Annotated in this window: 21 protein-coding genes and 1 pseudogene; 16 read left to right on the top strand and 6 right to left on the bottom strand. The window is 65.3% G+C overall.

From position 1 onward, the window contains the following. Positions 1 to 521: 521 nt before the first annotated feature. The 11 genes from sppA (at position 522) to JN280_RS01380 (ending at position 10,552) form a co-directional block, all read left to right on the top strand. A complete protein-coding gene (gene sppA, locus JN280_RS01430; protein WP_202309770.1) occupies positions 522 to 1,502 on the top strand; it encodes a signal peptide peptidase SppA in 981 nt (326 codons plus the stop codon). A 57-nt stretch (positions 1,503 to 1,559) separates the two neighbouring features. Further along, entirely contained in the window at positions 1,560 to 1,844 is a 285-nt protein-coding gene (locus JN280_RS01425) for an integration host factor subunit beta (RefSeq protein ID WP_202309769.1), read from the top strand. A 66-nt stretch (positions 1,845 to 1,910) separates the two neighbouring features. Continuing rightward, positions 1,911 to 2,234 (top strand): LapA family protein, encoded by a 324-nt coding sequence (locus JN280_RS01420; protein WP_202309768.1) that lies wholly within the window; start codon positions 1,911 to 1,913, stop codon positions 2,232 to 2,234. A 145-nt stretch (positions 2,235 to 2,379) separates the two neighbouring features. Beyond that, entirely contained in the window at positions 2,380 to 3,345 is a 966-nt protein-coding gene (locus tag JN280_RS01415) for an ornithine cyclodeaminase family protein (RefSeq protein WP_202309767.1), read from the top strand. 272 nt (positions 3,346 to 3,617) lie between these two features. Then, positions 3,618 to 4,094 (top strand): DUF1772 domain-containing protein, encoded by a 477-nt coding sequence (locus JN280_RS01410; protein WP_202314439.1) that lies wholly within the window; start codon positions 3,618 to 3,620, stop codon positions 4,092 to 4,094. A gap of 151 nt (positions 4,095 to 4,245) precedes the next feature. Next, positions 4,246 to 5,328: a class I SAM-dependent rRNA methyltransferase gene (locus tag JN280_RS01405; RefSeq protein WP_202309766.1), complete on the top strand. Its 1,083-nt coding sequence runs from the start codon at positions 4,246 to 4,248 to the stop codon at positions 5,326 to 5,328. Next, complete coding sequence (locus JN280_RS01400) at positions 5,325 to 6,176, top strand: TrmH family RNA methyltransferase (protein ID WP_202309765.1); 852 nt, start codon at positions 5,325 to 5,327, stop codon at positions 6,174 to 6,176. Before JN280_RS01405 ends, JN280_RS01400 begins: the two co-directional genes overlap by 4 nt. Then, positions 6,173 to 6,658 carry a signal peptidase II gene (lspA, locus tag JN280_RS01395; protein ID WP_202309764.1) on the top strand — a complete coding sequence of 162 codons (486 nt, stop codon included), beginning with the start codon at positions 6,173 to 6,175 and terminating at the stop codon, positions 6,656 to 6,658. The genes JN280_RS01400 and lspA overlap by 4 nt, the downstream gene beginning before the upstream one ends. 100 nt (positions 6,659 to 6,758) lie before the next feature. After that, positions 6,759 to 9,029, top strand: coding sequence for a hybrid sensor histidine kinase/response regulator (locus tag JN280_RS01390; RefSeq protein ID WP_202309763.1), 2,271 nt, complete (start codon positions 6,759 to 6,761; stop codon positions 9,027 to 9,029). A 268-nt stretch (positions 9,030 to 9,297) separates the two neighbouring features. Then, positions 9,298 to 10,173 (top strand): GNAT family N-acetyltransferase, encoded by an 876-nt coding sequence (locus JN280_RS01385; protein ID WP_202314437.1) that lies wholly within the window; start codon positions 9,298 to 9,300, stop codon positions 10,171 to 10,173. Next, positions 10,142 to 10,552: an MmcQ/YjbR family DNA-binding protein gene (locus JN280_RS01380; protein WP_202309762.1), complete on the top strand. Its 411-nt coding sequence runs from the start codon at positions 10,142 to 10,144 to the stop codon at positions 10,550 to 10,552. The genes JN280_RS01385 and JN280_RS01380 overlap by 32 nt, the downstream gene beginning before the upstream one ends. Positions 10,553 to 10,576: 24 nt before the next feature. Here JN280_RS01380 and JN280_RS01375 read toward each other — a convergent pair whose 3' ends face one another. Continuing rightward, positions 10,577 to 11,353 (bottom strand): class I SAM-dependent methyltransferase, encoded by a 777-nt coding sequence (locus JN280_RS01375; protein ID WP_202309761.1) that lies wholly within the window; start codon positions 11,351 to 11,353, stop codon positions 10,577 to 10,579. A gap of 163 nt (positions 11,354 to 11,516) precedes the next feature. Here JN280_RS01375 and JN280_RS01370 point away from each other — a divergent pair, with 163 nt between their 5' ends. Then, positions 11,517 to 12,311, top strand: coding sequence for a helix-turn-helix transcriptional regulator (locus tag JN280_RS01370; protein ID WP_202309760.1), 795 nt, complete (start codon positions 11,517 to 11,519; stop codon positions 12,309 to 12,311). A gap of 17 nt (positions 12,312 to 12,328) precedes the next feature. On the opposite strand, the pseudogene JN280_RS01365 reads toward JN280_RS01370, so the two are convergent. From JN280_RS01365 to JN280_RS01350, 4 genes and pseudogenes are all read right to left on the bottom strand, one after another. Further along, positions 12,329 to 12,502, bottom strand: a pseudogene (locus JN280_RS01365) (toxin-antitoxin system HicB family antitoxin); the annotation flags it as partial. Between the two features lie 114 nt (positions 12,503 to 12,616). Continuing rightward, the gene (locus JN280_RS01360; protein WP_202309758.1) at positions 12,617 to 13,699 is read right to left on the bottom strand and encodes a siderophore-interacting protein; all 1,083 of its coding nucleotides are present in this window, start codon (positions 13,697 to 13,699) and stop codon (positions 12,617 to 12,619) included. Beyond that, entirely contained in the window at positions 13,696 to 14,973 is a 1,278-nt protein-coding gene (locus JN280_RS01355) for an MFS transporter (RefSeq protein WP_202309757.1), read from the bottom strand. The genes JN280_RS01360 and JN280_RS01355 overlap by 4 nt, the downstream gene beginning before the upstream one ends. Before the next feature lie 2 nt (positions 14,974 to 14,975). Next, the gene (locus JN280_RS01350; protein ID WP_202309756.1) at positions 14,976 to 17,156 is read right to left on the bottom strand and encodes a TonB-dependent siderophore receptor; all 2,181 of its coding nucleotides are present in this window, start codon (positions 17,154 to 17,156) and stop codon (positions 14,976 to 14,978) included. A gap of 203 nt (positions 17,157 to 17,359) precedes the next feature. Here JN280_RS01350 and JN280_RS01345 point away from each other — a divergent pair, with 203 nt between their 5' ends. Genes JN280_RS01345 through JN280_RS01335 form a run of 3 tightly spaced genes read left to right on the top strand, consistent with a single transcriptional unit; the run spans position 17,360 to position 20,021 of the window. Further along, a complete protein-coding gene (locus JN280_RS01345) occupies positions 17,360 to 18,364 on the top strand; it encodes an ABC transporter substrate-binding protein (RefSeq protein WP_202309755.1) in 1,005 nt (334 codons plus the stop codon). A 5-nt stretch (positions 18,365 to 18,369) separates the two neighbouring features. Then, positions 18,370 to 19,188, top strand: coding sequence for an ABC transporter ATP-binding protein (locus tag JN280_RS01340; protein WP_202309754.1), 819 nt, complete (start codon positions 18,370 to 18,372; stop codon positions 19,186 to 19,188). Positions 19,189 to 19,193: 5 nt separating this feature from the next. After that, the gene (locus JN280_RS01335) at positions 19,194 to 20,021 is read left to right on the top strand and encodes an ABC transporter permease (protein ID WP_202309753.1); all 828 of its coding nucleotides are present in this window, start codon (positions 19,194 to 19,196) and stop codon (positions 20,019 to 20,021) included. A 49-nt stretch (positions 20,022 to 20,070) separates the two neighbouring features. Here JN280_RS01335 and JN280_RS01330 read toward each other — a convergent pair whose 3' ends face one another. After that, a complete protein-coding gene (locus JN280_RS01330) occupies positions 20,071 to 21,015 on the bottom strand; it encodes a LysR family transcriptional regulator (RefSeq protein ID WP_202309752.1) in 945 nt (314 codons plus the stop codon). Positions 21,016 to 21,247: 232 nt separating this feature from the next. Between JN280_RS01330 and JN280_RS01325 the strand changes: the two genes are divergently transcribed. Continuing rightward, a complete protein-coding gene (locus JN280_RS01325; RefSeq protein WP_202309751.1) occupies positions 21,248 to 23,467 on the top strand; it encodes an arylsulfatase in 2,220 nt (739 codons plus the stop codon). Positions 23,468 to 23,500: the final 33 nt, after the last annotated feature.

Here is a 23,500-nt window from a genome sequence, read left to right as displayed (position 1 = left end):
CCTGGAAATTTTCGGGCCCGATAGTCCGTGCAATTTCGCTCGATGGTTGCCGGCGTGTTCGCCGTGCCCGCCGAGGCTGCCTGCCGCAACTGGAACTCCAATATGGTTATTTTGCGAAGGATTGTAAGCCCTGGGCGGCAGCAAGTCCGAAAATAGCCGATTGCGCGAGCGAATGCGAGCAGCCGAGCAGGATCTCATCGGCGAATTGCCGAAGAATACCTTTCCTGCCGGCCTCGGATCTGAAGGTTCCAACCACCGATAAAGGCCGAAAGACAGGCACTCCGGCATGGACGGCCTGTCTATTCATCATCAATTCTGCCGGTCGGAGGGACTGCGAAAAGGCGTCGCGGCCCCGAACGCGACGGAACAGCTTCCATCCCGGCGGGAACCGCTCTAAAACGCCAGCTTCCGCCGGCGTCCGGCGCGCCATTTCCTGGCGCGCCGGACGCTTCGGTACCCTACCGGCGCACGCGCCTGTCCTGTCGGCAGGCCCGTATGCCAGGCTCGCAAGCGAGGCATCGATGGCCATACGCGCCGACGACATGATCGACCGCCGCCGGCTGCGGCGCAAGCTGACCTTCTGGCGGGTCCTGGCGATCCTGGTCGCCGCGCTCGCCATCGGCATCGGATCGTTGTGGCTTGCGGGCGACGACCTCGCAGGCGTCGCCGGGGATCATATCGCCAGGGTCAGGATCGAGGGCACGATCACCGAGGACGATGAGCTGATCGAGCGGCTGGACAAGGTTCGTACATCGTCCGCGGTCAAGGGCGTCATTCTGTCGATCGATTCGCCCGGCGGCACCACCGCCGGCGGCGAGGCCATATTCGACGCGGTGCGCCGGCTCGCCGCCGACAAGCCGGTCGTGGCCCAGGTCGGTACGCTCGCCGCCTCGGCCGGCTACATGATCGCCAGCGCGACCGACCACATCGTGGCCCGCAAGTCTTCGATTATCGGCTCCATCGGCGTCCTGGTGCAGTTCCCCAATCTTACGGGGCTGATGGACAAGCTGGGCATCACGCTCGAGGAGGTGAAGTCCTCGCCGCTCAAGGCCGAGCCCTCGCCCTTCAATCCCACCACCGAGCCTGAGCGCGCCATGATCCGTTCCATGATCATGGACAGCTACGACTGGTTCGTGGGCCTGGTCGTCGAGCGCCGCCCCCTGACGCATGCCGAGGTCATGGTGCTGGCGGATGGCTCCGTGTTCACCGGCCGCCAGGCCCTCACGAAGAAGCTGGTGGATGCGCTCGGCGGCGAGGAGCAGGCCATCAAGTGGCTTGCCACCAAGGGGGTCGATGCGAAGCTGAAAGTGATCGAATGGAAGCCGAAGAGCAAGAGCGCTTCGAGTTTCCTGTTCGCCGATGCTGCGGCGCGACAGCTCGCGCGCCTGCTCGGACTGCCCGACTATAGCGCCGACATCGTCCGGGAACTCGGCGGCGACCGTATCTTCCTTGACGGGCTATTGTCGGTCTGGCACCCTGAAAACGCCGTGTCAGGTCACTGAAAATTCAGCAAAATCATACCGGTAACAAGACCATAACAATCGGAGGGGACTGCGCGCATGATCAAGTCGGAACTCGTGCAAATCATTGCCAATCGCAATCCGCATCTCTTTCTGCGTGACGTCGAGAACATCGTGAATGCGATCTTCGAGGAGATCACCGATGCGCTGGCGGAGGGAAATCGCGTCGAATTGCGCGGCTTCGGCGCGTTCTCGGTCAAGAACCGGCCGGCGCGCACCGGCCGCAATCCGCGCACGGGCGAATCGGTCGAGGTCGAGGAGAAATGGGTGCCGTTCTTCAAGACCGGCAAGGAATTGCGCGAAAGGCTCAATGCCGACGGATGACCGCCCCCTGCGGGCCGCAGGACTGGCCCGGCGAAAGGCGCACGATCCGTCGAACTGGATCACGATATGCTCAATCGTTTCATACTCATCGTCGTTTTCGTGCCGCTGGCGATCATCCTGATCGCGCTGGCCGTCGCCAACCGCGGTCTCGTCGCCTTCACGCTCGATCCGTTCAATCCCGGCAATCCGGCGTTGACGGTGCAACTGCCTCTGTTCGTGCTGCTCTTTGCAGCCGTTCTTGCGGGTCTGCTCATCGGAAGCTCAGTCACCTGGTGGCGGCAGGGCCGGTACCGCAAGCTGGCGCGCCGGCGCGACCAGGAACTGCAGAGCCTGCGAGCCGTCGCGCCCGCCGGCCAGCAGTCGACGGCCGTGTCCAGGACTGCTGCCTGAAGCATGTCTTCCTGATGCGGGAACCGGTTTCGGGACAAAGACAGTGCGCAAAGCACAGACACCTGAAGCGCGCAAAGCGGATCTGAAAGGTTGCGACGTGTCTTAAGCGGAAAGGCCCGCGCCGTTTGAAGGGAGAAGCTTATCCATGCTGATGATTTCGGCCGACGGCGTCGACCGGGCGCTGAGTTTCGCCGGCCTGGTCGAGGCGCTGCGCGTCATGTTTCGCGAGGGCGCGATCCAGCCGGTGCGCCACCACCACACGATCGAACGACCCGACGGGGCGGCCTCCACCCTGCTGCTCATGCCTGCCTGGGGCGACTTCGGTGCTGCCGGCACCTCGGCGGGAGGCCATGTCGGCGTCAAGATCGTCACCGTGTCGCCAGACAACAATACTGTCGGGAAGTCGGCCGTCATGGGCGTCTATCTCCTGCTCGACGGCAAGACGGGCGAACCGCAGGCGCTGATCGACGGTCAGCGGCTGACATTGTGGCGCACGGCTTGCGCCTCCGCGCTGGCGGCGACCTATCTGGCCCGCGAGGACGCCTCCAGGCTGCTCGTCGTCGGCGCCGGCGCGCTCTGCCCCTTTCTCGTCAAGGCGCATTCGTCCGTGCGCCCGATCAAGCAGATCCGCATCTGGAACCGGACGCCCGCAAATGGCGAAAAGGCGGCCGAAGCCCTGCGCCGCGACGGATTCGAGGCGTCGACCGTTACCGACCTCGACGATGCGCTCGGCTGGGCCGACATCGTCTCCTGCGCCACCATTTCGAGCGAGCCGCTTGTCAAAGGGGCCCGGCTGAAGGCCGGCACGCATGTCGACCTCGTCGGCGGCTTCACGCCGCAGATGCGCGAGGCCGACGACGAAGCGATCCGCAGGGCCCGGGTGTTCGTCGACACGCGCGCGGGCGCCGGCAAGGAAGCGGGCGACATCGTCCAGCCGCTCGCGTCAGGGGTGCTCGCGGCCGATCGCGTGCTGGCCGACCTTTTCGAACTGACGCGCGGCGACAAGACCGGCCGGGCTTCGGCCGAGGAGATCACGCTCTTCAAGTCGGTGGGTGCCGCGCTCGAGGATCTCGCCGCGGGGATTGCCGTCTACACGGCGTCGCGGACATAATCGACCGAATCGAGAAAGCCGTCTCGTCGCCCGAGATTCGATGGCGTGTCGGCCGGGCCGCGCCGGCCAGCCGATTGGCGTGCCGCTCGGCGTCGCGGTCGGTGCAGACCAACAACGGCCGTGCGGTACGTTTCACCCGCGCCCGCGCCAAGCCGATTCCGGATCGGGGCTGATGTCGCAAACGATTGAGGGCGTCGTCAGGCTGGGCAATTGGCCCGCGGAACGATCGCGTGGAGAAAGCGTTGGACCCGCTCATGAAGACGAGCGGATCAATGGCCGCCTTGGTCATCCTCACCGCGACCGTGGCAGCTCTCAGTCTCGGTCCTTCATTCGCGCATGTCCTTGAGGCGATGCCGCGCCTTGCTGTCTGGTCGCCGGAACTCTGGCGCGAGGCCACGGTCTTCAACGGCCAGTTCCAGTTGTTCGCACCGGTTGGCGCAGTGCTGGACATTGCGGCCATACTCTGCCCGGCAGTTCTCGCCTTCCTCATCTGGGGCGACAGACCTGCATCCACCTTCGCGCTCGCCGCTGCAGTGCTTTATGCAGCGGCACTCGCGACCTGGTTTGCATGGGTACGGCCGGCCAACAACCTGTTGGCGACATGGCAACCCGGCCCCATACCGGCGGACTTCGAAGAAATCCGCCTGCGCTGGGAGACTGGTCACATGGCGGTGGCCGCTTTGAAGCTCGGCGGTTTCGTATCGATCGCCCTCTCCATGGCGTCGGCCACGCGTCGTGCCGCAGGCTGAAGGAACGCCGTCCTCGCGCCCATCGCCTTGCGATACGCGAACAGCCGATTCCGGGCCGTCATCGGTGTAGAACCGGCCGTGATCCGCCATTGGTTGCGCGGCGCATGGCGCTATGCCAAAAGCGGCCGATGCTTTCCGGAGGCTCCCCGATTTGAAACCGTCGCGTGACAAGCGACAACACCGCTCGCGGCCCGGCGCCAGGCCCGGCGAGGTCGCGCGCGACCGTCAGGCGCCGGAGCGGCAGCGGCCGGTTGCCGAAGCGCAGCGTGAGCCGCGCGCCGACAGGACCGTGTCTTCGCAGACGCCGTCCCGCGTGCTTGGCAGGCGCGAGGGGATGTTGCCGGCCGAAAGGCTGCCGCTGATCCTTGAGGTCGCGCCCAATGCCGACTACGCGCTGCTCGACAGCGGCGGCGGGGAGAAGCTGGAGCAGTACGGCCCCTATCGCATCGTGCGGCCGGAAGGCCAGGCGATCTGGCAGCGCGCGCTGCCGGCGCGCGAGTGGGAACGCGTCGACGCCGTCTTCACCGGTGACACCGACGAGGAAGGCATGGGCCGGTGGCGCTTCCCGGGCGCTCCGCTCGGCGAGACCTGGCCGATGCGTCATGACGGGATCGACTATCTCGGCCGCTTCACCTCTTTCCGCCATGTCGGCGTCTTTCCCGAGCAGGCGTCGCATTGGGACCACATGGCCGGGCTGATCGCCGGGGCAGGCCGCCCGGTGAAGGTGCTCAACCTGTTCGGCTATACCGGCCTCGCCTCGCTGGTCGCGGCCAGGGCCGGCGCCGAGGTCACCCATGTCGATGCCTCGAAGAAGGCGATCGGCTGGGCCCGGGAGAACCAGGAAGTCGCGCGGCTGACCGACAGGCCGATCCGCTGGATCGTCGAGGACGCCATGAAATTCGCAGAGCGCGAGGAGCGCCGCGGCAACAGCTACGACATCATCCTCTTCGATCCGCCGGCCTATGGGCGCGGACCCAAGGGCGAGGTGTGGCAATTGTTCGAGCACCTGCCGGCGCTGGCGGATATCTGCCGCTCGATTCTCTCTCCGAAGCCGTTGGCGGTCGTGCTCACCGCCTATTCGATCCGTGCTTCGTTTTTCGCCATCCATGCGCTGATGCGCGATACCTTCGCCGGCATGGGCGGCACGGTCGAGTCGGGCGAACTGGTGATCCGCGAGAAGTCGGCCGGCCGCGCGCTGTCGACCTCGCTCTTCTCGCGATGGGTGGCGCAATGAGTGAAGGACATCGTGCCGTAGGCCAGGTGAAGGAGGTCACCAGCCTCTCCAACCCGCTGGTCAAGGATATCAGGGCGCTGGCGCTGAAGAAGTTCCGCGACCAGCAGAACGCCTTCCTCGCGGAAGGGCTGAAGCTCGTCATCGACGCGCTCGACCTCGGCTGGACGATCAGGACGCTGGTTTTTGCCAAGTCGGGGCGCGGCAACGCCGCGGTGGAGAAGGTGGCGGCGCGCACTGTCGCGGCCGGCGGCCTCGTCCTGGAGGTCAGCGAGAAAGTGCTGTCGGCGATCACCCGGCGCGATAATCCGCAGATGGTGGTCGGTGTCTTCTCCCAGCGCTACGTGCCACTGAAAGATATCCGCCCCTCCGGCCAGGATGTCTGGGTCGCGCTCGACCGGGTGCGCGACCCAGGCAATCTGGGCACCGTCATCCGTACAGCCGACGCGGTCGGGGCCAAGGGCGTCATCCTGGTTGGCGAGACCACGGACCCGTTCTCGATCGAGACGGTCCGGGCCACGATGGGCTCGATCTTCGCCGTTCCGGTCGCCCGGGCCAATGCCGAGGCGTTTCTGCAGTGGCGCAAGGGATTTGCCGGCCTTGTCGCGGGCACCCATCTTAAGGGAGCGGTGGACTACCGCGCGATCGACTATGCCGGCCGGCCGGTGCTGCTCCTGATGGGCAACGAGCAGCAGGGCCTGCCCGACACGCTGGCGGAGGCCTGCGACCGGCTGGTACGCATTCCGCAGGCCGGTCGCGCCGATTCGCTCAATCTTGCCGTGGCCACTGGCGTGATGTTGTTCGAGGTCAGGCGCAAGGCGCTGGAACTCGGTCCGGAGAATACCGCGTGAAGCTCAAAGCGCTTTCGACCTATGCTGTCATCCTTGCCGTGGCGGTCGCGCTGGACCAGTGGATCAAGCATCTCGTCGAGACGCGGCTGGTGCTGCACGAGGCAGTCGAGATGCTTCCCTTTCTCGCTCTCTACCGCACCTATAACACCGGTATCGCCTTTTCGATGTTCTCGTCCTTCGGCGACACCGGGCTGATCCTGCTGTCGCTGGCCGTCATCGCCTTCGTGCTGTTCCTCGCTTTTCGCACCGACGGCAACCAGGTCGTTGCCAGGCTGGGCTTTACGCTGATCATCGGCGGCGCGCTCGGCAATCTCGTCGACCGTGCCGTCTACGGCCACGTCATCGACTACATACTTTTCCATACGCCGGTGTGGTCTTTTGCCGTCTTCAATCTGGCCGACACCTTCATCACCGTCGGCGCGGCTCTGGTGATCCTGGAAGAACTGCTGAATTGGCGGCGCGACAGGGCGGCGCAACGGTGAGCCGCGACGAGACCGTCTCATCGAGGTCTCGCGCTCAGCAGCTAAAATTGTAGCGATCGACCCAAAGCTTCCCTAATCCACCTCGGCTATACTCCGGCTCATGATTGCCGAGCGTGTGCGGGATGAAGCAGGGACCCAGGTCGAAGCCCATGGTGCGGCCATCGGCGGCGGTTCGCCGTCGCCTGTCCAGCCGCCTGCCGTGCCGAAGCCTTCAGGTCGCCTTTCCCATGGGTTGCAGGCGGCCCTCTGGTTCTGCGCTCTGCTATTGGCCGGTGCAGCCCATGTCGGCGGCGCGCCGCCATTCCTGTCGACAATGCTTCTGGTCTTGTCGTTCTGTGGGCTATCGTTGCTGGGCTGGAGTATTGCGCGTGAGCGGCGGCTGGTCGCGACCTTGGGCAAGAGCTCGGCCGCCGGCCGCGCAGAGATCGAGAAGCTTGCCGACCGCCTTTGGGAACTGCAGGAAAGCGAGGAGCGTTTCCGCGGCCTCATCGACGCGCTTGGCGACCTCGTCGTGCACCGCGACCGCGACGGCCGCATCGTCTACGCCAACCAGGTCTTCGCCGATCTCGTCGGCCGGGCGCCGCAAGAGCTGGCGGGGCTGACCCTCGTCGATCTCGGCATCGATGTCGGTGTCGTGCCCGACGCGGCCTTCGCCGAGGGCGAATGCCTGAGCTCGACCGATGTCGCCATCCGCGCCGGCGGAGACGTCCGCTGGTTCTCCTGGATCGAGCTGTCGGTCCGCGACGAAGCCGACAACTCCGTTTCGCACCGGGCGATCGCCCGCGACATCACCGACCGGAAACGCGCCGAGGCGGCGCTGATCAACGCACGCGAACGCGCCGAGTTCGCCAACCAGGCGAAGTCGCGCTTCCTGGCGACGGTCAGCCATGAGATCCGCACGCCGATGAACGGCATCATGGGCATGGCCAAGCTGCTGGCCGACACGCGGCTCACACCGGAGCAGCGCACCTATGTCGGCGCCGTGTCGACATCGGCCGGCGCTCTCATCGCCCTCATCGAGGACCTGCTGGATTATTCCAAGATCGAGGCGGGACGGTTCGAACTCGAGCCCCAGCCGATGTCGCCACGCGAACTGGCCGAGAATGTGGTCGAGCTGCTGGCGTCGCGGGCGCACGGCAAGGGCATCGGCATCGGATGCCACGTCGCGCCCGACGTGCCGACCACGATCCTGGCCGATCCCGGCCGGTTGCGGCAGGTTCTGCTCAATCTGATCGGCAACGCGGTGAAGTTCACCGACGCCGGAGGCGTGATGGTCGCCGTCGAGATGGCGGCGGACCGCATCAGCTTCACGGTGGCCGATACCGGTCCGGGCCTCGCGGAAGAAGATCTCGGCCGGATATTCGAGGAGTTCGAGCAGGCTGACGGCACTTCGACGCGCCGTCACGGCGGCGCAGGGCTCGGTCTGGCCATCTCCCGCCGGATCATCGCGTCCATGGGTGGCACCATCGAGCTTTCGAGCAAGCTTGGTCGCGGCTCGATCTTCACTGTCGACATTCCGGCGGCGGAGGCCAGGGACGCTCCCTTGGTGCGAGGGCCGGTGCTCGGCGATCGCCGCGTGGTGGTTCTCGCCAGGAGCGCTATCGAGGCCGAGGCCATCGCCAGGACCATCCGGACGCATGGCGGCACTGTCGGCATTGCGGGCAGCTTCGCCGAGGCGACCGCGCTCGCCGAAGGCTGCAACACCATCCTGATCGATGCCGGCCTGGAGCGTGGCGACGGCAGCACGCTGAAGCGCCTCAGGCAGTCCGGTTTCCCCGCCGCCGAGGCGATCACCATGATCGCGCCGACCGATCGCGGCATGCTGGCCGAGTTTCGCGCTGCTGGATATTCCACGTTCCTCGCGCGCCCGGTCCGCGGGGAGACGCTGATGCGGCTGCTCCTCAAGGAGCGGCCGTTCGCGGCACCTGCCGACCTGATTCCCGCCAGGGAAAAGCCGGCAAAGCGCCCGGGCGCCAAGGAGCGGCCGCTGTCCGTCCTGCTTGCCGAGGACAACGACATCAACGCCATGCTGGCCCGGGCTGCCCTCACCAAGGCCGGTCACCGCGTCGATGTCGTTGGCAACGGCAGGGCGGCTGTCGAGGCACTGACGGGGCCGGCGCGCAAACATCGCTACGACATCGTGCTTATGGATCTGCACATGCCCGTCATGGACGGGCTGGACGCAATCGCCGCCATCCGGCGCGACGAGGAGGACAAAGGCACGATCCCCGTGCCGATCATGGTGCTTTCGGCCGATAGCCAGGAAAAGACCCGCCACAATGTGCTTGCCCATGGCGCAAGCGGTTTCGTCGTCAAGCCGCTCGATCCCGCCGCACTGATCAGCGCCATCGAAGAGCAGGCTTCGGCCTGAGATACGTCCGCGAACGTCATGTCCCCGCAATGCCGCACCGGCAAAAGGGCAGGCCGCCGCAGCCGATCGTTGGCCGGCTTGGCGGGCACGCCGAGCCGGTTGAAGCCGCATAGGTCGACTGCCGGTCATGGTTTCGCCATCCTGGGACGAGCCGCCGAACTATTGCCCACCCCGGCGGTTCACGTTAGTGTCATAGTCCTGTTGCACTGCCTGCTTATCCCCGCGCCACGAGGGATGGCTCGAAGGAGAATCACCCGTGCAGACTGCGATGCCCGAGCGCGACAGTCTTACAAGCGCCACGGACACGGCACTGTTCGGCCGCAGGTTCGATGGAATCGACACCGGGGCGACCCTGGGACGCATCGGTTCGCTGGAGGTGCGACTCGCGCGCGATCCGTCCGAGATCGCCGCTGCCCAGGAAGTGCGCTATCGCGTCTTCTACGACGAACTTGGCGCCAGGCGCGACGTCGCACATGCGCTCGACCAGCGTGACGCGGATCGCTTCGATGCGATCTGCGACCATCTCCTGGTCTTCGACACTGCACTTCCCGGCCCCGAGCACAGGCGAATCGTCGGCACCTACCGGCTGCTGCGTCAGGAAAAGGCGACCGCCGCCGGCGGCTTCTACTCCAACGACGAATTCGAACTGGAGAAGCTCGTCGCGCGTCATCCCGGCCTGAACTTTCTTGAGCTCGGCCGCTCCTGCGTGTTGCCGGCCTATCGCTCGAAGCGCACGATCGAGGTGCTGTGGCAGGGCATATGGGCCTATATCAACCACTACACGATCGGGGTGATGACCGGCTGCGCCTCCTTCCACGGCACATCCCCGTCGGATCACGCCGAGGCGCTCTCCTATCTCGCCCATCATTGCCGGGCCGAGGGCGCTTGGCATGTCCGGGCCGTAGCCGAGCGCTACCATGCGATGGATCTTCTGCCCCCTGAGGCGGTCAGCCCTCGTGCGGCGATCGCCGCCATGCCGCCTTTGATCAAAGGGTATCTCCGCCTCGGCGCCAAGATCGGCGACGGCTGCGTGATCGACCACGATTTCTGCACGACCGACGTCTTCATCGTGCTGCCGGTCTCGGCGCTCAGCACGCGCTATATCAATTACTATGCCTCGGAAGCCGAGCGCTTCGCAGCCTGACACCTCGGGCAAAGCGGAAACTACCGGCGATCTTTCGCCGGCTTTCGACAGGCTGCGCAAGGCTGCCGAAGGCCTTCCCGGCATCGAGGAAGGCATCTCCTACGGCACGCCGGCGTTACGCGTCGGCAAGAAGCTCTTGTGCCGGGTCAAGAATGCCGACACCGCCGTGGTCATGGTCGACCTCAAGGAGAAGGAGATACTGATGGCGGCGGCGCCCGACATCTACTTCGAGACCGGTCACTACAAGGGCTGGCCCTGTTTCCTCGTGCATGTTCATGACATCGAGCCGCGGGAACTGGCGCACAGGCTCGAACGTGCCTGGCAGCGTTTGGCGCCGAAGAAGTTGCTCAAGATGCGCGGAAAACCAGCGGCGCGCTGACGCCACGCCGCCGTCCCCGAGCTGTCACGCGGCCGGCTTCGTCGCCTCGAACAGGCCGACATCGATCGAATAGCTACCGTCGGCTTCGGTGTCGAAATGCCGCGTGGCACGAGGCGACACGCTCGTCTGCAGGGCGCGGATCGCTTCGACCTGAAGCCTTGGCGTGTTCATTCGTTCGACCCAGGCCGTGAAATCGAGGTGCAGGCGGAACTGGCGCGTGCTGCCGGGAAGCAGCCCGGAGCGGCCGATCGCGGCCTCCCATTCGGCGCGCGAATAGTCGCGCACATGCGAGCAGTCGCGCAGCAGTTCGATCGCCTGGAGGAAGGTGTCGACGACGGCCATGCCCGATGTAACGGTGTCGGCGAAGGCGGCCATGCCGCCAGGCTTGAGCACCCGCGCCGCCTCACGCAGGCCTGCGTCGAGGTCGCTCCAGTGATGCGCGCTGAAGCGGCTGAGCACGACGTCGAAGCTGCCGTCCTCGAAGGGCAGCTTTTCCACCATGCCGCGCTCGGTGGCCACATTGGCGAGCCCGCGCTCCGCGGCTGAGCGGGCCACGACCTCCAGCATCTCCGGCGACAGGTCGTAAGCGACAACCTCGCGCACCAGCGGCGCCACGTTGAAGGTCACATGGCCGCCGCCGCAACCAAGGTCGAGCACGCGCGCGTCGGGCTTGTCCTCCAGCAATGCGGCGAGCGCCGAGAGATCGGCGCTTTGTGCATGCACGGAACTCCTCAGATAGGCTTCCGCGCGTGCTCCGAACTGACCGCCCACCAGGGCTTCGTGACTTTTCTCATTGGACATCGGTCCGTCTCCGCATGGCTGTCTGGCTGTCGCATCGGGCTTCGCAAAGCACGATGCCGGAGCGTCACCTGCGTTCCGAAAGGAAAACGCCCCGCTCCCCTCGTCTATGTCATCTTTCTGATACCGGTTTCAGGCCTGAATTTATACTGGTATGTTTTGCACCATGGTCAAGGAAAGATCCCCCGACCGCCGGCGCGAGCTCGGCGACTTCGTGCGAGCGCTGCGCGAAAAGCTGAAGCCGTCCGAGCTCGGCCTGCCGGCAGGCAGCAGGCGCAGGACGCCCGGCCTGCGACGGGAGGAGATGGCCCAGCTCTGCGGCCTGAGCGTTACTTGGTACACCTGGCTGGAGCAGGGACGGGACATGTCGCTGTCGGCTGCCGCGCTCGCGCGCCTCGCCACGGCGCTGCGTCTCGGCCGCGCCGAAAGGGCCTATCTCTTCGAACTGGCCGATCGCCGTGATCCCGGTCACGGTGGCGTGGACACCGACGCCGTTCCGCCTGCGGTGCTCGCCTCGGTCGAGCTGATCGCGGCGCCGGCCTATGTTCTCGACCGCAGCTGGACGGCCAGGAGCTGGAACGTCCATGCCGAACAACTCTTCTCCGGCTGGCTGGACGCGCCTGATGACCGCAACCTCCTGCGCTTCATCTTCCTTGCGCCGCCGGCCCGGTCTCTGATCTGCGACTATGAGGAGCGAGCGCGCCGTGTCGTCGCGGAGTTCCGCGCCGATGTCAGCGCCCATCTCGACGATCCCGCGATACGGCTGCTGGTCGAGGATCTCGGCCGGCAGAGCGCTTTGTTCCGGCGGTTCTGGCACGAGCACTGGGTGATGGGGCGGGAAGGCGGCGAGCGGACCTTTCGCCACCCCGAGCGCGGCTTCCTGCGTTATGAGCAGGTGACTTTCGCGCTCGCCGGCCGCCAGGATCTGAAGCTGACCATGCTGACGCCGGCGGCTGGCTAGCCGTGATCGCCTGCTACGCAGGTCTCGAGGTAATCATCCACGGCCTCATGAAAGGCGGCTATGAGATCGGCCACATTGTCGGCATGGAAGCCGACGACATCGAGAATGCCGGCGATGCGGCCGGTGAAGATCTCATCCTCCGCATCGAACTCGGTCCGGGCGGCGTAGCCCTTGTAAACCATCGATTTCATGGCTTCATTCCTGGCGCGGCATGAAATGCTTTCGCAACATTGTAGCACCTCTTGTTGCCGTGACGGGCTTACCGGATGGTATCGCTGCTCTGGCAGACCAATCGTCGCGGCCGGCTAATCCTCGACCTCGCCGGCCTGTCCCCGACGCCAATAGGCGGCGACAAGGTATTGTTTTCTAGGCAGCTGGCGTTCGGACTTGAGGAAGGAGCGGATGCTCCGCGCCGCCGTCTGCTCGCAACCGGCCCAGACATAGGTACCGTCTTGCCAATGCCCGGGATCAAGCGCGCGCAGGTGGTCGGCGAGCAGCGTCGTGGTGCCCGCCGGGCGGCCTTCGCGCGACAGCCATTCCAGTTCTATTCCCGGCCGCAGCGCAAGCTCCTGCCGTTCGGATGGATCGGCGATCTCGATGAAGGCACTGGCCCGCGCCTCTTCCGGCAATTCCTCCAGCATGCGCGAGATGGCCGGCAGCGCCGTCTCGTCGCCGAAGAAGAGATGATGCGGAGCCGGCGGGAGCGTGCCGCCGCCGGGACCCGTCATGCCGACGACGTCGCCCGCGCAAGCATCGCGGCCGAAAACCGCGCCCGGCATCTCGTCGCCTTCATGCAGCACAAAGTCGATGTCGACCTCGCCCGCCTCGACGTCGATCCTGCGGATCGTATAGACGCGCGCCACCGGCCGCTCGCCATCAGGCCAGGCTTGACGGCCATCGGCTGCCATCACCGGCCAAACCGGTGTTATGCCGGGCTTCGGCGCGAGCAGCAGCCTGACATGCAGCCCGTCGTGAACGAACCGGTCGAGCTTCTCGCCGCCCAGCGTCAGCCGGCGCATTGCGGGTGTGACCCGGGTCGCGCGCAGAACCCGCATCTCGCGAAAATAGGGCAGCGGCGCGCCGGGCTGTGTGCCGCCGTCCCACGCAATCTCGGGGGTCTCGCCGGGCGTGAATTCGCAGACATGCTCGGCGACGCTCCATTGCAGATAGGCAAGCGAGGTGTCGTCGCGCGCTTCCACGCTGAAGGCGATGCCACCGCCCTGACGGCTGGCGGTGGCCGTGCCGATGTCGAAGACGACGGACCAGCTTCCGTCGTCGCCGCTGATGACGCCATGCTCGCCGAAATGTTCGCGGAGTTGCGCCATCACCGTATCGGGCGAGCGCAGCGGCACGAGGGTGCGTGCGCTTAGTGGGCTTGTGGCGTTCATCCGCGTTCTCCGATCGGCAGCCTCTCGTCGCGCCGCCTTTGCTGTTCTATTGCCTGCGGCGCGGTCGTCCGGCCGACCACAAACGCGATCGCCGGCACGGCCGCCAGGGCGATCACACCCGCCCCGCCGAAGAATATGCCGTAGCCGAGATATTCGGCGGCATAGCCCGCCAGCACGCCGCCGATCATGCTGATCAAGGCGTCCATCGACTGGAAGAGCGTGAAGTCGACGCCACCCTGGCGAGGATCCGACCAATGCATGAACTGGGCGTAGAGCGCGACGAAGCCGAGCGCCATGATGCCGGAGGAACTGGCGATCGCGACGGCGACCAGTATCGGGCTGGGAATCTTCACGATCGAACCGTGGGCTGCGAACAGGAACAGCGCCGCAGCCTGCAGCAGAAGCGCGCCTACAAGCATGGCGCGCGCGCCGAAAACCCTAACCAGCGCGCCGCCGGCCAGCGCCGCGGCAAAGCCGACGATCAGGCTGCCGGCGCCGTTGACCAATCCGAGTTCCGCGAGACCAAGTCCGGCATCGATCAGGAAGGGCCCGAGCATCATCAGCGCTGCCTTCTGGGCCAGGACGTAGATTGCCGCCGCCGCAAGGCCCCGGCGTATTTCGGGACGACGCAGGGCGGCTGCGAGCGAGGGAACGTGCGGCCGCTTTTCGGCGGTTGTCCGGGAACGGACATGCAGGATGAAGGGCAGGCCGAGCAAGGCGATCAGCGCGGCCATGCTCCAGGTGGCCGGCGGCCACCCATAGGCGGCGACCAGGAGGAGGAACAGGCCGCCGCCGATGGCCGAGCCGAGATAGGCGCCGCCGACCTGGGCGGCGTTGCCCCAGCCGTGCTGCGCCCGGTTGAGGCTCTCGACGGCATAGCCGTCGCACGCGATGTCGACCGTCGCGGCGGCGAAGGCGACGACGGTCAGGCAGGCCAGCACTGTTCCCAGTGCCGCGGGGCCGATCGCGCCGACCAGGCTGAGGCCGGCCACGCAGATCGCGCCGCCGATGGCGACGATGAGGCCCGAGCGGTTCCGCCCGACAGGCGGCAGCCTGAACCTTTCCACCAAGGGTGCCCACAGGAACTTCAGCGCCCAGGGCAAGGCGATCAGCGAGAGCAGCCCGACGCTGTCGAGCGGCAGGCCCTGGTCGCGCATGACCGCCGGAAGCCCCGTCCACGTGATGCCGCCGATGACGCTCTGCGCGACATAGAGGCCGCCGACCGCCGCGACCACGGCGGCGGGAGACCGGGCGCCTTCGGAGAACGTAGCCATAGTCAGAACCGGTAGCGCAGGCTGCCGAAGACCGAGCGTCCCTCATCCCAGTAGCAGTTGCCGACGGTGCAGACCGGCTTTCTCTCGTCGAACAGGTTCTTCGCATTGACCTGCAGCGACACGCCCTCCCAGTCCGGGTTCTGGACGCCGAAGTCGTAGGACAGCGCCGCGTCGACGAAGGTGCGGGCCTCGTTCTTGAAGGTGTTGAAATCGTCGCCGTAGCTCTCGCCGACGTAGCGCACGCCGGCGCCCAGCCCGAGGCCGGCCGCCACGCCGTCGCGGAATTCGTAGTGGCCCCAGAGAGAAGCGATGTGGTTGGGCGTGGACGACAATTCCTTGCCGACAGTCCCGGCGGCGCCCTGGTCGATCGTCATGCGCATGTAGGTGTAGGAGGCGATGAGGCCGAAACCGTTGTCGAAGGTGGCGTTGGCTTCCAGTTCGAGGCCGCGGGAGTGCAGGTCGAGCTGGCGCTGCCGCTGGTTGCCGGCATCGTCGAATGTGCCGTCGAGAACGACGCCGTCCCTCTGCCGGATGTCGAAATAGGCCATGCTCAGGATCGCGTTCTGATCGGGGATCTCGTATTTGACGCCGAACTCCACCTGTTCGGCCTTTGTCGGCTTCGCGACGTTTCGCTCATTGGTCACGCTGTCATAGACGAAACCCAGATTGGGCGAGAAGGACGTCGAGTAGTTCGCATAGGGGATGATGCCCCACGGCGTCCGGTAGGAAAGGGCGAGGCGGCCCGAGAAGGCGCTGTCCCGCTGGTCGGTCTCGGTCAGCCGGTAGTCGGTGCTGTCGCTGTCGACCCAGTCCTGGCGGCCGCCCGCGAAGAGCGTCCAGTCGTTCCATTGGATCTGGTCGTGAAGATAGAGGCCGTACTGATTCATCTTCTGGCTGCCGGCGAAGTAGAACGGCGCCGTCTCGATATCGCCGATCGAAACGAGGGACGAGGCCGAGCGGGCGTCGTAGTCGGACCAGGCATAGTCGAAGCCGGCCAGGGCGACATGCGAGAGCGGACCGGTGTCGAACTCGAACTGCGCCATGTTGTCCACGACGAAGTTCTTCACGTTCTCCTTGTAGTGGCCCCAGCTCCGCGACGGCGGCGCGGGGTAGAAGCCGCTATATTTCAGGTCGGCGTCGACCGCGTTGAAGCGCAGGTTCTGGCGCACCGTCACGACGTCGTTGAAGCGGTGCTCGAATTCGTAACCGATACGACCCTGCTTCTGCTTGAAATCGTTCCAGTCCGGGTCGCCCTCATAGAGGTCCGATACCTTGCCGTAGGACGGATTGTTGAACCACGCCGTGCTGCCGGTGAGCGCCTGCGAATATTCGCCGAGGATGGTGAGACTGGTTCCCTCGTCAGGCTGGAAGGTGACGGCGGGCGCCAGATAGAGCGTGTCGTCGGAATAGCCCGGAAGGTCGGTGTCGGCGAGGCGGCCAAGGCCGGTGAAGCGGTAGAGGATGGTTTCCGCCTCGTTGGCCGGGCCGGAAAAATCGAAGGCGGCCTGGTAGCGGTTGTTATCGCCGAAGAGCAGCTCGACCTCGCGGAAGCGGTCCTCCTTCGGACGCTTGGTCACCACGTTGACGATACCGCCGGGGCCGCTGACGCCGTAGAGCGACGAGGACGGGCCCTTGAGGATGGTAATGCCCTCGATGCCGTAGGGCTCGGTGCGGAACCAGGCCGAGGGGCCGTTGTACTGGCGCAGGCCGTCGCGGAACATGCCGTTGTAATAGGCGGGAAAACCGCGCAGGTAGAAAGCATCGTAACGGGTGTCGAAGCCAAAGGCGTTGGGGTTGACGCCCGCCGTATAGCCGAGGGATTCGTTGAGCGTGCGCGGCTTCTGGTCTTCGATCTGGTCCTGGGTCACCACCGAGATCGACTGCGGGATCTCCACGATCGGCGTGTCGACCTTGGTGCCGATACGGTCCCGCGTGGCCACGTAGCCGTCCTGGACCAGGATGTCGTCGCTCTCGGCCTCGACGGTGATGCCTTCAAGCATGGTGGGCTCCTGGGCGATTGCGATCGACGCCTGGAGTGAGAGCATCGCCGTTGCGAGAACGGTGGTGCGGTTGACCTTGGTTTTGAGGGGATGAAGCACTGCGAGGGCCTTCGGACTTGCGCTGCGGATGCGGTGGCGGCTCGCCGAGGGCAGGCCTCCATAGAAGGTGCTGGTAATTAACATGATCGCATTAGTCAACTTAACGGCGCTGCTGGCTCCGGCTGCGCAAGTGTCCTCCCCAGAAAATGCACACCGACCTGCCGCCCTGCGTTGGACCCATAACCACATGGAATGGCTTCGCAGAACCATGTTATGATGTCCGGCCGCGCCGTGCGGACTATCCTGCCGATATCAGTTCGTTGCGCTTGTCCGACCGGAGGATAATGATGATCAGCCGACGTTCATTCCTGGCCGCCGCCGCGACCCTGGCCGTCACTGCCGGCGCTCTCGGTTTCGCCGGGCCTGCATCTGCCCAGGAAAAGCAGGTCAAGCTGCAGCTCGCCTGGCTCTACAATGCGGCCTCGGCCGGCGAGATCGTCGCCCTGAAGAAGGGTTATTTCGCCGAGAAGGGGCTCGACGTGGAGATCCTGCCGGGCGGACCGAATTCCAATACGGTTCAGGAAACGCTTTCCGGCGTGGCGCAGATCGCTACGACCTATGCGCCCGAGATCATGTATGCGGCGAACCAGGGCCTGCCGATCAGGACCTTTGGTGCTGCCTTCCAGAAGGCGCCGCTGACATTCTATTCGCTGGCGGAGTCCAACATCAAATCGGTTGCCGACTGGAAGGGCAAACGCGTCGGCGCTGGCCAGAACGCAATGGCGCAGGTGAAGGCCGTGCTGGACCACAGCGGCCTCAAATTCGAGGACATCACCTTCATCCAGGCGCAGGTGCCCGGCCTCCTGCAGGACCAGGTGGATGTCGTGGCCTCATGGCCAACCAATGTCGCCCAGAACGCGCCGATTATCCAGCACCCCGGCGGCTACAACACGCAGAGCATCTGGGACAACGGGCTGCAGTTCCAGTCCAATTACTATATTGCGCGGGCGGACCTGATCGCTGCCGACAGCGACATGCTGGTCAAGTTCCTGGAAGCCTGCGACAAAGGCTGGGCCTACGCGGCCGACCATCCCGAGGAGGCCGTCGACATGGTCGCCTCCATGTCGAGCGCCATCGAGAAGGACAAGGAACTGGCCTCCCTCAAGGTCATCGTCAAGGACTTCATCTACAGCGACGACACGCGTGAGCATGGCTTCGGCAACATCAGCAAGGATCGTTGGGATACCACGCTGCAGACCTATGCGAAGATTGGCGAAGTGAAACCGGACCTGACTGCGGATAGCGTCTTCGACGACCGCATTCTGAAGGCCGCGCAACGGACGAAACGGTGACCCGCATGGCGCGTCCGGCAACCGCGGCGATATCGCCGTCGGCCGGCCAAGCGCCGGTCCGCACGGCGATCGAGATCGACAATGTGGCGGTGACGTTCGGCGGCAGTGCGAAGGCCGTGCGCGCCATCGACAACGTCTCGCTCAGCATTCGCGAAGGCGAGTTCGTCTCCCTGATCGGCCATTCGGGCTGCGGCAAGTCCACGCTGTTGCGCACCATCGCCGACATCATCCAACCATCGGAGGGCATGGTTCGTATTTTCGACGGCGCGCCGTCGGCGGCGCGTGCGTCCCGCACCTTTTCGATGGTGTTCCAGCAATCGGTGCTGATGCCCTGGGCCAAGGTGATCGACAATGTCCGCCTGCCGCTCGAAGTCGGCGGCGCCGATCCCAGGGGAGGGAACTTCATGGACCCGCGCGAGGCGCTGAAACTCGTCGAGCTCGAAGGCTTCGAGGACGCCTTGCCCTCCGAACTTTCGGGCGGCATGCGCCAGCGTGTGTCGATCGCCCGCGCGCTGGTTACCCGACCGAAAGTGCTCCTGATGGACGAGCCTTTCGGAGCGCTCGACGAACTGGTGCGCGACACGCTCAATGTCGAGCTGCTGCGCATCTGGAAGCAGAGCGGCATGACGATCGTCTTCGTCACGCATTCCCTGCAGGAGGCCGTCTTCCTGTCGCAGAGGGTCGTGGTCATGAGCCGCCGCCCATCGCGGATCGGCGCAATCCTGGAAATCGAGCTGCCCGACGAGCGCGACCTCGCCTTGAAGGACGCCCCCGAACTGGGCAGCCACGTCGCCAAGCTGCGCGACATGCTGGGAGCAGGATGACAGCCATGAGCATGGAACGTTCCGTCGGCACCACCGGCCCATCGATGCCCTGGCTCTGGCACATTCTGCCCGGCCCGGAAGTGACACGCACGCTCGGCATGGCGGTGCTCGGCCTGCTGCTGGCCCTGACGGTCTGGCAACTCGTGGTGACGCTGTTCGGCGTGCCGTCCTATCTGGTTCCAGCGCCCACCGACGTCGCCGGGGCTCTGGTCCAGGACCGCGCCCTCCTGCTGGCTGCGGCCGGGCCGACGATCCTGGAAGCCTTCCTGGGCTTCCTCCTCGGCAACACCGTCGCGCTGCTCGTGGCGGTGTCCTTCGTCTACAACAAGGTCGTCGAGGAGATGTTCTACCCTGTCGCGATCCTGGTGAAGACCATCCCGGTCGTGGCGATAGCGCCGGTGTTGAAGATCATCCTCGGCAACGGCATCGAGCCGAAGATCGTCATCGCCGCACTGATCTGCTTCTTCCCGACATTGGTCAATTCGGTGCGTGGCTTCCGCGCCGTCAATCCGCAACTGCTCGAGCTGATGCATGTGCTCTCCGCGTCAAGGACCGAGGTGTTCCTGCGCATACGCATCTACAGCGCTCTGCCCTATGTCTTTTCGGCGCTGAAGATCTCGGTGACCATGTGCGTGCTCGGCGCGATCGTCGGAGAATGGATCGGCGCCAACCAGGGCATCGGCTACCTGCTTCTGCAGAGCATGTTCGATTTCAACGCGCCCCGGCTCTTTGCCACGATCCTGACTGCTTCGATCATCGCGATCGCGGGCTTCGCCATCGTTTCGATGCTTGAGAAATGGATCATCCGCTGGGATCCCGGCGTGGCCATGTGATGATCGGAGCGGCGTCCCGCCGGTGCGGGGCGCTCGTCGTCCGCGCGGCCTATCCCGGCTCGGCCGATGAACTGCGCAGCCCCCTGTCCTCGAACACCTCCATCATCGCCTTCATCAGCCCGTTATGCGGGGCGAGCCTCTCCAGCCCCTGGCGGAAGACGAAACCGAGGTCGAACTGGAAGATCGGCTTTTCGGTCTGGAGCGCGACGAGGCCGCGTCCGATCGGACTGCCGGCGACCATGGTCGATTCATAAAAGAGATAGTCACCGGAACGGGCGAGTTCGGCACAGGTGTAGATCGAACTCGTCTCGAGCAGGTAGCGCGGCGGCGGCGCACCCCGCTCCTTGAGCCAGTCCGAGAGCGATTTCAACACGTCCCGGTTCTGATTGAAAGACACGAAGGGATAGGCGACCAACTGCATGGGATCGAGCGGTCCATCGGCCTTGGCCAGTGGATGATGTGCGGCGCACATGATGCCGAGTTGCGCCTTGGCAACGCGGCGCGAGGTGAAGCCGGGTAGCCGGCTCTTGGCGATGACGGCGCCGGCAAAGATGTCGACGCGCCCGAGCCGCAGGTCGTCTATGAGTTGGTCGACGGGCCCGGTCTGCACGGAGAGGCGGTGGCGCGGAAAACGCCTGTGGAAGCGGGACGCGGCCGCCGGCACGATGGTCGACGACCAGATCGGCCCGGCCGCGATCCGAATCGTGGCGTCCTGCTCGGACAGCAGGTTTCGGATCTCCTGGATAGCATGCTCATATTCGAGCCCGATCACGCGGGCCCGGTTGAAGAAGGCGAGGCCCGTCTGTGTCAGGTCCGCGCCGCCTGAATGCCGTTCGAACAGCCGGGTGCCGAGCAGCTCCTCCAGCCGCTTAATGTTCTTGGACAGCGCCGGCTGGGAAATGCGCAGCCGCTTCGCCGCTTTGGAGATCGCCCTGTCCTCCGCGACGGTCACGAAGTGCTTGAGCAAAGTGAGATTGGGCACTTCGAACGACATCGGCGACCGTCCGGACCATAACCATTTGGAATTGCCATCGATCGGAAATGTATTGGCTGGCCCGGCACGCCTTGTCAAATAATCGCGTCCGATCTTCCCGGCGAAGCACCGCCGCAGGCTAGATCGATTCCAGCAGAAGCGCGCAGCGGTTTTGCGCCCGGAATTACGTGAAAACAAACAGATAGAGCATTTCCGCGATTCGAGGAGAGCCGAATTGCTCTAGGGGACCACAATGAAGCATGACAAGTTTCCGGGCAGCATCGGCCGGACGGTGGCCGAGTCGACGCCATGGTGGCCGGCAGGCCGAAACCACAAGCGGCTGAAACCCAACATCCTGGTCGTCGTTTTCGACGACACCGGCTGGGCCGACTTCGGCTGCTTCGGCTCCGAAATCCGCACCCCTGTTATCGACAGGCTGGCGCAACGAGGACTGCGCTACACCAACTTCCATGTCACGCCGCTGTGCTCGCCGACCCGCACCTGCCTGCTGACAGGCCGCAACCATCACGCTGTCGGCATGCGCTTCCTCTCCGACACGGATACCGGCTTTCCGAATTCGCGCGGCGGCATCGATCAGGATGTGGTCCTGCTGCCGGCCATGCTGCGCGAGCATGGCTATGGCAGCTATCTCGTCGGCAAATGGCACCTGACGCCGTCTCACGAAATCTCGCCGGCAGGACCCTATCACAACTGGCCGCTCGGTCGGGGCTTCGACCGTTTCTACGGCTTCCTGCCGGGCTGCACCGATCAGATGACCCCCGAACTGTGCGAGGACAATCATCAGGTGGCACGTGACTTCCCCGAGGGCTACCATCTCACCGAGGATCTGGTGGATCGGGCCATCGCCTATATCCGCGACCACACCGTCTTCCGCGACGAGGAACCGTTCTTCCTGCAGCTCGCCTTCGGCGCCACCCATGCTCCCTTCCAGGCTCCGCGCTCCTTCATCGAGCCCTATGTCGATGACTTCGCCAAGGGCTGGGATGCGACCCGCGAGGATCGCCTGAGGCGGCAGAAGGAACTGGGAATCGCCCCGCCCGAGACCGAGCTTGCGCCCCGCAACGAGGAGGTTGCGGCCTGGGCCTCTCTGTCCGACGACCAGAAGCGCCTCTACACACATCTTCAGGCGGCCTTTGCCGGCTTCCTGGAACATGCCGACACGCATCTCGGGCGCCTGGTGGACGAGCTCGAACGCCTTGGCGAGCTCGACAATACGCTTGTCATCGTGCTGTCGGACAACGGCGCCAGCCGCGAGGGCGGCAAGGATGGCGCCGTCGACACCAACGCTCCTTACAGCGGCCTCCCGCAACTCGTCGAGGAGCAGCTGAAGCACCTCGATCGGATCGGCACGCGCCATGGCGGCGCCCACTATCCGCAGGGCTGGGCCATGGCCGGCAACACGCCCTTCCGCCGCTACAAGCAACATGTCGATCTCGGCGGCGTGCGGTCTCCGATGGTCGTCTCCTGGCCGAACGGTATCGCCGCGGCGGGCGAGGTGCGGACACAGTTCTCCCATGTCATCGACCTCGCCCCGACCATCATGTCGCTGGCGGGGCTGGAACATCCGCTGCCTTGCGACGGCCGCAGCCTGGCGTCGACCTTCGACGATGCCGAGGCGCCGGCGCCGCGCGCCACCCAATACTGGGAGAATCTCGGCCATCGGGCCGTCTGGCACGAAGGCTGGCGCGCCGTGACCGAACATCGCCAGGGCGTCGACTATGACGACGACGACTGGCGGCTCTACGACACCGTGGCCGATTTTTCCGAGGCGCATGACCGCTCCGCCGAAGAGCCGGAACTGCTCAAGGAGATGGTCGGCCGCTGGTGGCAGGAGGCGGAGGCCAACAACGTGCTTCCGCTCGACGATCGCACCCTGGTGCAGCTGCTGCGTGCTCGTCCGCCCATCGGGCTCATGTCGCGCGACAGGCTGGTCTTCCGCCCCGGACAGAGTCATATCCCGATCAGCAGCATGATTACCGGCTCGGAGCGGTCGATGCGCGTCGCCGCCGCCTTCCGTGACCGCAGGGCGGATGAGGAGGGCGTGCTGGTCTCCAGCGGCGACAGCCGCGGCGGCTATGTGCTCTATGTCAGGCACGGACGTCTCGTCTTCGAGCATGTCCAGCTCGGTCAGCGTACGATCTGCATCGCCGACTCAGAACTGCCGGCCGGCACGCTCGAGGCAGGTTTCGTGCTCCATGCGCGCGTCGGACATTCGGCCGAAGCAGTTCTGGTGCAAGAAGGGCGCAAGGTCGGAGCCGCGCGCATCCCCTCCACCGCGACGCACCTTTCGTTCTGGGGGCTCGATGTCGGCGCCGACAAAGCCGACAGGGTGTCGAGCGCCTATCCCGCGGACTTCTCCTACCACGCGCGCTCTTTCGAGACGCTCACCTTCGACTTCCTCGAGAAACCGCTGCTCGAGGATGTCGCCGAGGCCATGGAAAGCACCGAATAATCGTTGGATTTCGGGTAGCTCTGATTCCGCCCG

The sequence above is a fragment of the Mesorhizobium sp. L-8-10 genome (assembly GCF_016756635.1).
Taxonomy (GTDB): Bacteria; Pseudomonadota; Alphaproteobacteria; order Rhizobiales; family Rhizobiaceae.
Note: the sequence above shows the minus strand (reverse complement) of the source record. Positions and strands in the feature narration are given on the sequence as shown.